At 64.4% G+C, this 12,050-nt stretch carries 9 protein-coding genes and 1 pseudogene; 4 read left to right on the top strand and 6 right to left on the bottom strand.

From position 1 onward, the window contains the following. Positions 1–151: 151 nt before the first annotated feature. Together LDZ26_RS00845 and LDZ26_RS00840 are read right to left on the bottom strand one after the other, a co-directional pair. Positions 152–1,621, bottom strand: a complete 1,470-nt coding sequence (locus tag LDZ26_RS00845; protein ID WP_244847751.1) for an ammonium transporter — start codon at positions 1,619–1,621, stop codon at positions 152–154. 30 nt (positions 1,622–1,651) lie between these two features. Further along, the gene (locus tag LDZ26_RS00840; RefSeq protein ID WP_014190273.1) at positions 1,652–1,990 is read right to left on the bottom strand and encodes a P-II family nitrogen regulator; all 339 of its coding nucleotides are present in this window, start codon (positions 1,988–1,990) and stop codon (positions 1,652–1,654) included. Between the two features lie 396 nt (positions 1,991–2,386). Here LDZ26_RS00840 and LDZ26_RS00835 point away from each other — a divergent pair, with 396 nt between their 5' ends. Both LDZ26_RS00835 and LDZ26_RS00830 read left to right on the top strand, forming a co-directional pair. Beyond that, positions 2,387–2,647: an accessory factor UbiK family protein gene (locus LDZ26_RS00835; protein WP_159835097.1), complete on the top strand. Its 261-nt coding sequence runs from the start codon at positions 2,387–2,389 to the stop codon at positions 2,645–2,647. Positions 2,648–2,745: 98 nt separating this feature from the next. Beyond that, positions 2,746–4,281, top strand: a pseudogene (locus tag LDZ26_RS00830) (YifB family Mg chelatase-like AAA ATPase). Between the two features lie 364 nt (positions 4,282–4,645). On the opposite strand, the gene LDZ26_RS00825 reads toward LDZ26_RS00830, so the two are convergent. Continuing rightward, on the bottom strand, positions 4,646–5,230 hold the full coding sequence (locus LDZ26_RS00825) for a hypothetical protein (RefSeq protein WP_244847750.1): 585 nt from the start codon (positions 5,228–5,230) through the stop codon (positions 4,646–4,648). Positions 5,231–5,387: 157 nt separating this feature from the next. Here LDZ26_RS00825 and LDZ26_RS00820 point away from each other — a divergent pair, with 157 nt between their 5' ends. Continuing rightward, positions 5,388–5,927 (top strand): TlpA disulfide reductase family protein, encoded by a 540-nt coding sequence (locus LDZ26_RS00820; protein WP_244847749.1) that lies wholly within the window; start codon positions 5,388–5,390, stop codon positions 5,925–5,927. Positions 5,928–5,975: 48 nt separating this feature from the next. Here the strand turns inward: LDZ26_RS00820 and LDZ26_RS00815 are convergent, their stop codons facing one another. From LDZ26_RS00815 to LDZ26_RS00805, 3 genes are read right to left on the bottom strand one after another with little or no spacing between them, the layout of a single operon-like run. After that, positions 5,976–7,316, bottom strand: coding sequence for a sigma-54 dependent transcriptional regulator (locus LDZ26_RS00815; RefSeq protein WP_244847748.1), 1,341 nt, complete (start codon positions 7,314–7,316; stop codon positions 5,976–5,978). A gap of 21 nt (positions 7,317–7,337) precedes the next feature. Beyond that, on the bottom strand, positions 7,338–9,320 hold the full coding sequence (locus tag LDZ26_RS00810; protein ID WP_370650622.1) for an ATP-binding protein: 1,983 nt from the start codon (positions 9,318–9,320) through the stop codon (positions 7,338–7,340). A gap of 23 nt (positions 9,321–9,343) precedes the next feature. Beyond that, the gene (locus LDZ26_RS00805; RefSeq protein WP_244847746.1) at positions 9,344–10,630 is read right to left on the bottom strand and encodes a dicarboxylate/amino acid:cation symporter; all 1,287 of its coding nucleotides are present in this window, start codon (positions 10,628–10,630) and stop codon (positions 9,344–9,346) included. A gap of 465 nt (positions 10,631–11,095) precedes the next feature. Between LDZ26_RS00805 and LDZ26_RS00800 the strand changes: the two genes are divergently transcribed. Continuing rightward, on the top strand, positions 11,096–11,968 hold the full coding sequence (locus tag LDZ26_RS00800) for a GyrI-like domain-containing protein (protein WP_244848795.1): 873 nt from the start codon (positions 11,096–11,098) through the stop codon (positions 11,966–11,968). Positions 11,969–12,050: the final 82 nt, after the last annotated feature.

Below are 12,050 nucleotides of genomic sequence, written 5' to 3'. Positions count from 1 at the left end.
CGCGACGACCTCCTATGGACGAAACCCCGACGCGCAGTGTTTATTCCTTTTCCAAACGAAAAAAACCCGCCATGAAGGCGGGCCAAGTCGCTGCGCTCGTTCTTGTAGCCGCTGCGCGCGCGGTTGGTACGCGCACGCTGCGGCACATTCGTCATTCGACGTGTTCGCCGTGCAGGGTCACGTCGAGACCTTCGCGTTCCTGTTCTTCCGTCACGCGCAGGCCCATGGTCATGTCGATGATCTTCAGCAGGACAAAGCTCACGACGCCCGAGTAGATCAGCGTGATGAGCACGCCCTTCGCCTGCACGAGCACCGAACCGTCGAAGCCGCCGATGTCCTTCACCGCGAACACGCCGGTCAACAGCGCGCCGATAATGCCGCCGACGCCGTGCACGCCGAACGCATCGAGCGAGTCGTCGTAGTTGAACTTGTGCTTGAGCCACGTCGCCGACCAGAAGCAGACCACGCCCGCGACGATGCCGATCACGATCGCGCCCGTCACGCCGACGAAGCCCGATGCAGGCGTCACCGCGACGAGACCCGCCACCGCGCCCGAAATGATGCCGAGCACCGACGGCTTGCCCTTCGTGAGCCACTCCGCGAACATCCAGCCGAACGCGGCGAACGCGGTGGCGATTTGCGTGGTGAGCATCGCGAAGCCGGCACGGCCGTCAGCCGCGACCGCCGAGCCTGCGTTGAAGCCGAACCAGCCGACCCACAACATCGACGCGCCGATCAGCGAGAGCACGAGGTTATGCGGCGCCATGACTTCGCGGCCATAGCCGACACGCTTGCCGAGCACGAGACAGCACATCAGACCCGCGATACCCGCGTTGATGTGCACCACCGTGCCGCCCGCGAAGTCGAGCACGCCTGCCGTTGCCAGCCAGCCGGTCGGTTCCCAGACCATGTGCGCGATCGGCGAGTAGACGATCAGCGACCACAGCGCCATGAACACGAGCATCGCGGAGAACTTCATGCGGTCGGCGAACGCGCCGGTGATGAGCGCGGGCGTGATGATCGCGAACGTCAACTGGAACGCGAAGTAGACCGACTCCGGAATGGTCGAGGCGAGATGGCTGACGGTGAGCGTCGTCGCCTTGTCGCCCTTGATGTAGGCCATGCCGTGCAGGAACACGCGCGAGAAGCCGCCGATGAACGACCCGCCCGGCGTGAACGCGATGCTGTAGCCCACGACCGTCCAGAGGATCGTCACGAGACAGCAGATCGCAAAGCTCTGCATCGCGGTCGCGAGCACGTTCTTCTTGCGCACCATGCCGGCGTAGAAGAGCGCGAGACCGGGGATCGTCATGAACAGCACGAGCGCGACCGAGGTCAGCATCCACGCGGTATCGCCCGAGCTGATCTTGGACGAATCGACCGAGAACGGCTCGGTCGGCGCGGCGGGCGCAGCTTCGGAGGCGCCCGATGCAGCAGCGGCGGCTTCTGCCGACGAAGCCATCGCCGTGTTGGCGCTGGCGGGTGCGCTTGCCGTTGAAGCGGCGTCGGACGCGGGTGCCGAGGCGGCGACCGGAGCGGACGCGTCCTCTGCGAGTGCGGTGCCGACATTCGCGCCGATCAGCGCGCCCGCCACCATCAATGACATCAAAAAGTTGCGCATTCTTCTAGTTCCTCTTATCGCCGATTTTTCTTAGAGCGCGTCCGCGCCGGTCTCGCCGGTGCGAATGCGAATCACCTGTTCGATTGCGGTGACGAAGATCTTGCCGTCGCCGATCTTGCCCGTGCGTGCCGCGCGTTCGACGGCTTCGATCGCCTGATCCACGATGTCGTCCGAAACGGCTGCCTCGATCTTCACCTTCGGCAGGAAGTCGACGACGTACTCCGCGCCGCGATACAGCTCGGTATGCCCTTTCTGCCGGCCGAAGCCCTTCACTTCCGTGACGGTAATGCCCGAAACGCCGATCGCCGAAAGCGCCTCGCGCGCTTCGTCGAGCTTGAACGGCTTGATGATTGCGGTGATGAGTTTCATGTGTCCCTCGCTGTGGTTGCCTTCCTTCCGCCTGCCGTTCCGCTTAAGAACGCGTTCAGAAAAGGTCGCGCCACTTATGCAACTCGTATGCCAATCGAGTACTGGTGAGGCTTTCAGCGATATTGCACGGAAAAGGGCCGCGCCCCTCTGCCGAACGGCTAACGCGCGCCGCGCGTGCTGGCGCGGGGGCAGGTTCATTGCTAGAGTGGTCGCGAGGTCCGCAAAAAGGGCATGGACGGCCGACGCAGCCGCAAGCCGGCGCTAAAATCGCGTCGCCTGTGAGATGTCCCCGGCGTGCGTTCGTGGAACACGCGCGCGCACCAACATCGAACATTCGATGTTTCGGGGCACTGACCTAACAATGAATGCACTTTTTTTGTGCAGAAGGGAGAAACGATGAAGCAGCCCAACGACGTGTTCAACGACCTGCAGCAGAAGATGAGCGAGCTATTCAAGAACTCGCCCGCGAAGGACGTCGAAAGAAACATGAAGGCGATGCTTTCTCAAGGCTTCTCGAAGCTCGACCTCGTCACGCGCGAAGAATTCGATACGCAGACGCAAGTGCTCGTGCGCACGCGCGCGCGGCTCGAAGAACTGGAAAAGCGCGTCGCGCAGCTGGAGCAGCGGTTGACGAGCACCGGCGCGGCGCAAGACTAAGCCCGCGCTTTCTCTGGTACCCGGCCGGCGAGCCGTGAAGTCCTAGTCTTATTGCCGGCGCGGCCGTTTTCCCGGCGCGCGCCGTTTCAGGTGAAATCATGTCGCTTGCCGTGGTACGCAGCCGCGCGCCCGCCCCTGGGCGCGCGCCGGAAGTTGTCGTCGAAGTCCATCTTGCCAACGGGCTGCCGTCGTTCTCCATCGTCGGCCTGCCCGATCTCGAAGTCCGCGAAAGCCGCGAGCGCGTGCGCGCCGCGTTGCAGAACTGCGGCTTCGATTTTCCCGTCAGCCGGATTACCGTCAATCTCGCGCCCGCCGATCTGCCGAAGGAATCCGGCCGCTTCGACCTGCCGATTGCGCTCGGCATTCTCGCCGCGAGCGGGCAAATCCCCGCCGAATCACTCGCGAATCGTGAGTTCGCGGGCGAGCTTTCGCTGACCGGCGCGCTGCGCCCGATGCGCGGCGCGTTCGCGATGGTCTGCGGCGCGGCGCGGCAGTACGCGGGCAGCGCCAGTGTTCCGGAGATATACGTGCCGCTCGCGAGCGCCGCCGAAGCCGCGCTGGTGCCGGGCATCGACGTGTATGGCGCAGCCGACTTGCCCGAGCTGTGCGCCCATCTCAACGGAGTCCCCGACGCGCGACTGCGACCCGCGCAAGCCGCAACGCTTTCGGACGCGTCGTCCGCGCCGTCGCCCGATCTCGCCGATGTCATCGGTCATCCGGGCGCGCGGCGGGCGCTCGAAGTCGCGGCGGCGGGCGGGCATCATCTGCTGATGGTCGGGCCGCCGGGCGCGGGCAAGTCGATGCTCGCCGCGCGCCTGCCCGGCCTACTGCCGCCGATGTCCGACGACGAAGCCCTCACGTCCGCCGCCATTCTCTCGGCGAGCTCGCTCGGCTTTCACCCGGCGCAGTGGCGGCAGCGGCCGTTTCGAGCGCCGCATCATTCGTCGAGTTCGGTCGCGCTCGTCGGCGGGCGCAATCCGCCGCAACCGGGCGAAATCACGCTCGCGCATCTGGGCGTGCTCTTTCTCGACGAGCTTCCAGAATTCGATCGCAAGGTGCTCGAAACGCTGCGCGAGCCACTCGAAGCCGGGCGCATCACCATTTCGCGCGCCGCTCAGCAGGCCGACTTCCCTGCCGCCTGCCAACTCGTCGCCGCGATGAACCCGTGCCCGTGCGGATGGCGCGGCGACCCATCCGGCCGTTGCCGTTGCTCGCCCGAAATCGCTGCGCGCTACTTGCGCAAGCTGTCCGGGCCGCTGATGGACCGCATCGACATTCAGATCGAACTGCCCGCGCTCTCGCCAGCGGAATTGTCAGCGCGCAGCGCGAAGCGTGGCGAATCGAGCGCGCAGGTCGCGGCACGCGTGGCCGCCGCGCGCGAGACGCAGTTACGCCGGCAGGGCAAGACCAATCGCGAACTGGATGGCCGCGAAGCCGACGACGTTTGCCGCCCCGATTCCGCCGGCGAGGCGCTGCTGCGATCGGCGGGCGAGCGGTTCGGCTGGTCGGCGCGGGCGTACTAGCGCGTGCTGAAAGTGGTGCGGACCATCGCGGACCTCGCTGGCGTCGAAACGCCGGACGGCGCGCACGTCGCGGAGGCGGTCCAGTATCGGCGGGCGTTAGGCATCGCGTGAGGCTTGCGACGGTCCGCGTCAGCGCAAAAACGCTTGTCAAGTCTTGACTTATGCACACCGACGCGATCCGCGCCCATCTTTCATCGGATTTGACGCCGCCTAGACGCCGATTCCGCAGGCCATTGATTTTATTGAATTAATTAAATTGCCGTGATCGGAGGCAAAGTAACGACAGCCGCGTGTTTCGGGCTTTCGGTGGCCACCGCACACTCTTCTCCACAAAGTTATCCACAGAACTTGTGGATAGACGAAAAAGTCCTGACAAATCCGCGCATTACGGCTCAATATTGCGAAGCGACTTGCACTCGATTCGGTGTGCGCGGCGCGCTTTTAAGCGAGTGCTTGCATGATTCGAGCGTCCCCTCTAAAAAAGTTTGAAGGACGTAAAGAATTGATCCGCTTGCTCGGCGGGCGGCGCTTTGTCAGAGACGATCGCCAGCTGATACACATGCGTGCCGCGTGCGACAAAACGCGCGTGAATCGTCCGCGACTCGCGCTGTTCGCCGCTCTGGCCTTCGACGTGCATCTCGCTGCCGAGCACGCGGCCACCCGCAGCGAGGTCGATCTGCGTCGCGCGCGCTGCCGGATGCGCATTCACGTTGCGCGCGAGGCCCTGCTCCAGGTAGTCGAGCGCCGCGCGTTGCAGCGCCGGGTCCGCGCTCGGCAGCACGACCGTGCCGACTGCGAAGACCGCGTCGTTCGCTTCGGCGGTCTGCATGCGCATGGTCATCGGCTGGCCGGCGATCTCGATCTTGCGCTCGTCTGCGCGAGACTTCGCGGGGAGCGTCACTTCGTAGCCGTCGTCGTTGTTCATGACGGTGCGCCAGTCGTAGGCGGGCGTGCAGGCCAGCAGCGCGCCACAGACAACAGCCGCCATCGACGCGCGCCACGCGCCGAGCGCGGCAAAATGGCGCACTGCGGCCGCCACGGGGAGAAAAGCCTGCTTCATGTCGGAATCTTTGCGTGAAAAAGCATCATTATCGCGCCGCGATGCTGGGCCTTCTGTTCCGACATGATGCCGCCGGGCGTTTGGCGCTAAAATAACCGGCACTTTCCTATTGCGGTTGCGCCGCTCACGGCGCCGGACTCTGCAATCCGAGGTTCCCATGTCCCAAACCACGCAAGATACTTCCGGCCGCGCCAAAAGCCCGCTGCGTTACATCGTCATGGCGCTCGTCGCGGGCGTGATCGCCTGTACCGGCTATTTCGCGTTCGGCGGCCAGCAGCGCGTGCCGGACGCCACGTTCACGCTGCTGTCGGGACAGAAGATTTCGACATCGGCGGATCTGAAGGGCAAGGTCTATCTCGTCAACTTCTGGGCGACGAGCTGCGAGACCTGCATGAAGGAAATGCCCGAGATGATCAACACGTACAACAAGTTCAAGGGGCGCGGGCTGGAGTTCGTCGCGGTCGCCATGAACTACGACGCGCCGATGTACGTCAGCAATTACGCGCAGACGCGCAACCTGCCGTTCAAGGTCGCGATGGACGACGGCAGCGCCGCCAAGCAGTTCGGCAACGTGCAACTGACGCCGACCACCTTCGTCGTCGACAAGAACGGCAAGATCCTGAAGCGCTACGTCGGCGAGCCGACGTTCGCGGAACTGGATGCGCTGCTGGACAAGGCGCTCGGCTCCGCGGCCTGAGTTCGACTCGTCTCAGGATGACGCCCGCTTATGCGGGCGTTGTCGTTTCTAGCGGTCCGAATCGCCTTTCGCGGCGAGCCCGTAACGCTTGATCTTCTCGTAGAGCGTCGCCTTGCCGACCTGAAGGCGGTCCGCCGCCACCGCGACCGCGCCGCCGCACTGCTCCAGCGTTTCCGCGATGACCGCGCGCTCGAACTGCTCGGCGCGCTCCTTGAGCGATTGCGTCGCCGTGTCGAGCGACGCGCTCACGTCGTCCATCACGCCGAGCACCATGCGATCCGCCGCGTTGCGCAATTCTCGAACGTTGCCGGGCCAGTCGCGCTGCATCAGCTCGGCGCGCTGCCGGTCCGTGATGAGCGGCGCGGGCCGGCCGTAGCGCACGGCGGCATCGAGCAGAAAGTGTTCGAAAAGCGGCACGATGTCTTCGCGGCGCTCGTTGAGCGGCGGCAGCGTGATGGTCACGACGTTGAGCCGGTACAGCAGGTCGCGCCGGAACGTGCCGTCCGCGACATGCTCGTTCATGTCGCCCTTGGCCGCCGCTACCACGCGCAGGTTCGCCTGCACCGGCTGGTTCGACCCGAGCCGCTCCAGCACGCCGTCCTGCAACACGCGCAGCAGCTTCACTTGCAGCGAGAGCGGCATGCTTTCGATTTCGTCGAGAAAGAGCGTGCCGCCCGATGCGTGCTCCAGCTTGCCGATGCGCCGCTTCTGCGCGCCCGTGAACGCGCCGGCTTCGAAGCCGAACATTTCGGATTCGAACATCTGCTCGGGCAGCGCGCCGCAGTTCACCGCGATAAACGGCTTGTCGCGGCGCGGCGACATCTCGTGCAGACTCCGCGCGATCAGTTCCTTGCCCGCGCCCGTGTCGCCGTTGATAAGCACGGAGGCGTCCGTCGGCGCGACGTTCGCGATCAGCCGCCTCACCTGTTCGATGGCCGGACTGCGCCCGATAATGCGCGGCGCGACGCCGCTCTGATCGGCCAACTCGCGCCGCAGCGCCTGATTTTCCAGCACCAGCGTGCGCCGTTCGAGCGCGCGCCGCACCGCTTCCACGAGACGCTCCGAGGCGAACGGCTTTTCGATGAAGTCGTACGCGCCGTCGCGCATCGCTTGCACGGCCATCGAAATATCGCCGTGTCCGGTGACGAGAATCACGGGTACGTCCGGCGCGCGTTCGCGGCATTGCGCGAGCAGATCGAGGCCGCTCGCGCCCGGCAGACGGATGTCGCTCACGATCACGCCGGGAAAATTCGCGTCGATGGCGCGCGCGGCGGACTCGACGCTGCCGTGGCCCGCCACCTCTAAACCCGCGAGTTGCAGGCTCTGCACGCTCGCGCGGCGCACGAGTTCGTCGTCTTCGATAAAGATCACCTGCAAACCGGTGGTCATGTCTTGCCTCGATTCAAATGGCTACGCGCGCCGCAGCGTCAACACGAATTCTGCGCCGTGCGAGTGATCGGCGTCGGCTTGCGTGCCGCCTTCCGGGCCGTCAGCGACGATGGGCGCCACGCGATTGCGCGCGACGAGCGTGCCGCCGTAGTCTCGCGCAATCGCCGAGGAAATCGCGAGCCCGAGTCCCAGCCCGTGCCCCGTCTCCTTCGTCGTGAAGAACGGCTCGAAGAGGTGCGGCAAGGCGTCGGCGGGAATGCCCGGCCCGTTGTCGCGCACGACGATCTCGACCGCATCCGCCCGCGCGTCCAGTTCGATCACGATGCGCGGGGCGTCGCAGGAGGCGACGGCATCCAGCGCATTGCCGATCAGGTTGATGAACACCTGCTCCAGTCGCAAGTCCTCGCAGCGCACCATGATCGGCGGGCCGTCGCCTTCCAGTTGCGGCGCAATGTCGAGCACGACGTCCTTGAGACGCGGCCCGAGCATGCCCAGCACGTTGCGCAGCGCCCGCGCGACGTCCGTGCGCGCGTTCTTCGGCCGCGCCTTGGCGACGAAGAGCTTCAGCTGATTCGTGATCTTGCCCATGCGCTCGGTGAGCGCCGCAATGGCTTCGAGATTCTCGCGTGCCGCCGCCTGATCGCCGCGTTCGATCAACACGCGCGTGTTGTCCGAGAAACTGCGCAACGCGGCAAGCGGCTGATTCAGCTCGTGCGTGATGCCCGCCGCCATCTGCCCGAGCGCGGCCAGTTTGCTCGCCTGAATGAGTTCGTCGTGCGCGGAGCGGAGGTCCTGCTCGGCGCGCGTGCGCTCGTTCACTTCCTTCGTGAGTTGCGCATTGGCCTGAGACAAGTCCGCCGTGCGCTCCGCCACGCGCTCATTAAGCTCCGCATACGCCGCCTGCAACAGCTCGCGGCTGCGGATCATCTCGCGCACGCGCGCGCGCCGCATGCGCCAGTAGAACGCGAGCAGACACAGTGAAACGAAGACGAGCGCCGTCACGACGACCGCCGTCTGCGCCGCGCTTTCGACCGGATCGAGCGGCGCCATCGTGATGAGTTGCCAGTCCGGCTCGCCGATGGAACGGCGCGTCTCCAGGAAACTCGGCGCGTTGTGTCCGCCGCCGACGCGCACGATCTGCGCGCCGCCTTCTAGCGTTTCGACGACGGACAGGGGCAGCGGCGTGATCGGCTGCTGCGCGTACTGGCGCGTCTGATACACCGACGCCTCGACGCTCTGCGGCAGCGGCCGCACCGTGTGATATTTCCACGACGGCACCGAGGACAGAAAGATCACGCCGTGGTCGTCGGTGACGAGGAGCGGCTCGGACGCATCCGCGCCTTGCAGCCATTCGAGATTCAGCTTGACGACCGCCACGCCGATCAGCTCGTGCCCGCCTTCCTGATACACCGGCTGCGAGATGTAGTAGCCCGGTTCCAGCGAAATCGTCCCGAGTCCGAAGAATCGTCCGACGCCGCCTTTCACGGCATCGACGAAATATGGCCGGAAGTGATACTCCACGCCGATAAAGCTGTCGGGCCCGCGCCAGTTGCTTGCCGCGACACAGTAGCCGTCGGCGCGAATCAGGTAAGTCGCCGTGGCGTGCGCGCGGCGGTTGAGGTCTTCGAGATAGCGGTTCGCGCGATCAACATTGCGCGCATCCGGCGAGACGAGCACGTCCTGCACGAACGGATGGCGCGAGAGCAGATAAGGCAGATATTCGTAGCGGTCGAGCGTGCTTTTCAGCGTGCTCGTCGTGCGATCGACGCGCGCCGCCGCGTTGCGCCGCAACTCGTCGATGCCGCGCTGCCGCTCGACGTGCCACGTGAGCGCGCAGCACGCCGTGAGCAGCGCGGCGAGCGCAAAGAACACGAGGATGCGGCGCGTCACGTGATGAGATTCCCGCGATTGAGAATCCCTCATTGTGGCATAGGCGTTTTCGGGATAAGCCTGCCGAAACGCGCGCGGCGAAGCGTCCGCAGTCGGAGGCTTCGCCGCTCGCATGACCGCGCCCGTCCCGAGTCGCTCTAGACCGTTTCGGCCTCTTCGGTCACGTCCACATTGCGATGCAAGGCCGCGCGCAGCTTGGCGCGGTCAAGTTCACGTTCCCATGCCGAGATGACCACCGTCGCCACGCCATTGCCGACGATGTTCGTCAGCGCGCGGCATTCGCTCATGAAGCGGTCGACGCCGAGAATCAGCACCATGCCCGAGAGCGGAATGGTCGGCACCACCGCAAGCGTCGCGGCCAGCGTGATGAAGCCCGCGCCGGTCACGCCGCTCGCGCCTTTCGAGGTCAGCATGGTCACCGCGAGCAGCGTCAACTGCTGGCCCCACGACAGGTCGGTGTTGGTCGCCTGCGCGATGAAGAGCACCGCCATCGTCATGTAGATGTTGGTGCCGTCGAGATTGAACGAATAGCCGGTCGGCACGACGAGACCCACGACCGAGCGCGAGCAGCCGAGCTTTTCGAGCTTCAGCATCAGTTGCGGCAGCGCGGCTTCGGACGAGCTCGTGCCGAGCACGATCAGCATTTCTTCCTTGATGTACGCGACGAAGCGCAGCACCGAGAAGCCGACCATGCGCGCGATGATGCCGAGCACGACCACGACGAACACGATGGACGTCAGATAGAACGTGCCGATGAGCTTCAGCATGGGCAGGAGCGAGCCGATGCCGTATTTGCCGATGGTGAACGCCATCGCGCCGAACGCGCCGATGGGCGCGAGCTTCGTGATGATGCCGACCATGCCGAAAAGCACGCTCGACAGGCTTTCGATGAAGCTTGTCACCGGCCTGCCGCGCTCGCCGAGATGCGCGAGCACCGCGCCGAACAACAGCGCGATCAACAGGATCTGAAGGATTTCGCCCTGCGCGAACGCGGACGAAAGCGTGTCCGGGATGATGTGCAGGAAGAAATCGACGGCGCTCTGACCGTGCGCGGCTTTCGCGGCGTAGGTGTCGATGGCCTTGTGATCGAGCGTCGCCGGATCGACGTTGAAGCCGACGCCCGGCCGCAGCAGGTGCGTCGCGAAGAGGCCGAGAATCAGCGCGAACGTCGAGACGACTTCGAAGTACAAGAGCGCCTTGCCGCCGACGCGCCCGACTTTCTTCATGTCCTCCATGCCGGCGATGCCGGTCACGACGGTGCAGAAAATGATCGGCCCGATGACCATTTTGATGAGCTTGATGAAGCCGTCGCCGAGCGGCTTCATGTCGGTGGCGAGCGAGGGATAGAAATGCCCGAGCGCAATACCGATGGCAATGGCCACGAGCACCTGCACGTACAGGACTTTGTAGAAAGGTTTCTTCACGATGGTTCCAGGCAATATCAGCAGTTGGCAATGAAAGCGCCAGCGGCGAGCCGCGAAGTGCGGGCAAAGCGGCGACGCGTGGCGGGAAACCGCGCGTGCCGGATCGCGTCGCGTTGGCGAGAGCCGCTACGTCGACGGATCAGGGTCGGTTGGGTGCGAAAGGGGGCATCGGCTTGTCTCCTTGGGTTTTATGGGCGGCTTCGCGGGCCGTGCCTTTCTATTCGCAAGGGCAATGCCAGTTCGAATCGCTCCGTAAGTCGCTGATTCTGCGAGCTTTCGGCGGGCGATGAAATAAGGGCGATCCGGGTTTCCGGAAAAGGGCGATGCGCGTGTCCGGTGATCTGGACGGTTCGCGGCTTCGCTTGCCGAATGGTGCGATCGTTCAAAGATCAGCAAGAGCGGCTAGGCGCGATGCTCGGCCATGAGCGACCATCACGCAAGTCGCACGATCCAGACATCAAGACCATGCAAGCTCATGTTGACCCGACTCGCGCCTACACCGAACGCTTCGAAGGCGTACTCGAATACATCGAAATGAACATCGACGGCGACCTGTCGGTGGATGCGTTGAGTCGCGTCGCGAACTTCTCGAAGTTTCATTTCCATCGGCAGTTCGCCGCCTATGTCGGAGTGCCAGTCGCACGCTTCGTACAACTGATGCGATTGCGCAAGGCTGCACATCGCCTGGCTTCACGTGAGTTCTGTTCGGTGCTCGATGCCGCGCTCGACGCGGGGTTCGACAGCCCGGAAGCCTTCAGTCGCGCTTTCAGGCGAGCATTCGGCACGGCGCCAAGTTCGTTCAGAGAGCATCCGAATTGGCAGATCTGGAGCGCGGCCTTTGTCATCCCCTATCTTTCGAGGAAACTCACCATGCAAGTACGAATTGTCGATTTTTCTGCAACGCGCGTCGCTGCGCTCGAACACTGTGGCCCGATCGGGCTCGTGAACGAGAGCGTGCGCAAGTTCGTTGACTGGCGCAAGCAAAGCGGGCAATCGCCGGTTGCGTTGAGCAGAACCTTCGGCATTCCGCGCAATAACCCTGACACGACGCCGGCAGATGCATTCCGCTTCGACATTTGCGGAGAAATCGACGAGCCGATCGCCTCGAACAGCTACGGCATCCGCGAAGTCGTCATTCCGGGCGGGCGGTGTGCCGTGGTTCGGCATACAGGATCGACCGACCACATCGGCGAGACGATCTATCCGATCTATCGCGACTGGCTTCCGGCAAGCGGAGAGGAACTGCGGGACCATCCACTGTTCTTTCACTACCTGAGCGTCTTTCCGGAAACGCAGCAGGATCAGTGGCAAACCGATATCTACATCCCGCTCGTGTGACGGGAGACGGTGTCCCGCGGCGACTATCGGGTCGCCTTGGTCTAACAGCTATCGCAAGATCCGACCATGAGGCCGCAGATGC

The organism is Caballeronia sp. SL2Y3, from assembly GCF_022879575.1.
Classification (GTDB): domain Bacteria; phylum Pseudomonadota; class Gammaproteobacteria; order Burkholderiales; family Burkholderiaceae; genus Caballeronia.
This window is presented reverse-complemented; position numbering and strand designations above follow the sequence as displayed.

Bases quoted from the DNA above. Each gene is read 5' to 3' on its own strand.
- LDZ26_RS00845 (WP_244847751.1), bottom strand. From the start codon at position 1,621: ATGCGCAACTTTTTGATGTCATTGATGGTGGCGGGCGCGCTGATCGGC.
- LDZ26_RS00840 (WP_014190273.1), bottom strand. From the start codon at position 1,990: ATGAAACTCATCACCGCAATCATCAAGCCGTTCAAGCTCGACGAAGCG.
- LDZ26_RS00835 (WP_159835097.1), top strand. From the start codon at position 2,387: ATGAAGCAGCCCAACGACGTGTTCAACGACCTGCAGCAGAAGATGAGC.
- LDZ26_RS00825 (WP_244847750.1), bottom strand. From the start codon at position 5,230: ATGAAGCAGGCTTTTCTCCCCGTGGCGGCCGCAGTGCGCCATTTTGCC.
- LDZ26_RS00820 (WP_244847749.1), top strand. From the start codon at position 5,388: ATGTCCCAAACCACGCAAGATACTTCCGGCCGCGCCAAAAGCCCGCTG.
- LDZ26_RS00815 (WP_244847748.1), bottom strand. From the start codon at position 7,316: ATGACCACCGGTTTGCAGGTGATCTTTATCGAAGACGACGAACTCGTG.
- LDZ26_RS00810 (WP_370650622.1), bottom strand. From the start codon at position 9,320: ATGCGAGCGGCGAAGCCTCCGACTGCGGACGCTTCGCCGCGCGCGTTT.
- LDZ26_RS00800 (WP_244848795.1), top strand. From the start codon at position 11,096: ATGCAAGCTCATGTTGACCCGACTCGCGCCTACACCGAACGCTTCGAA.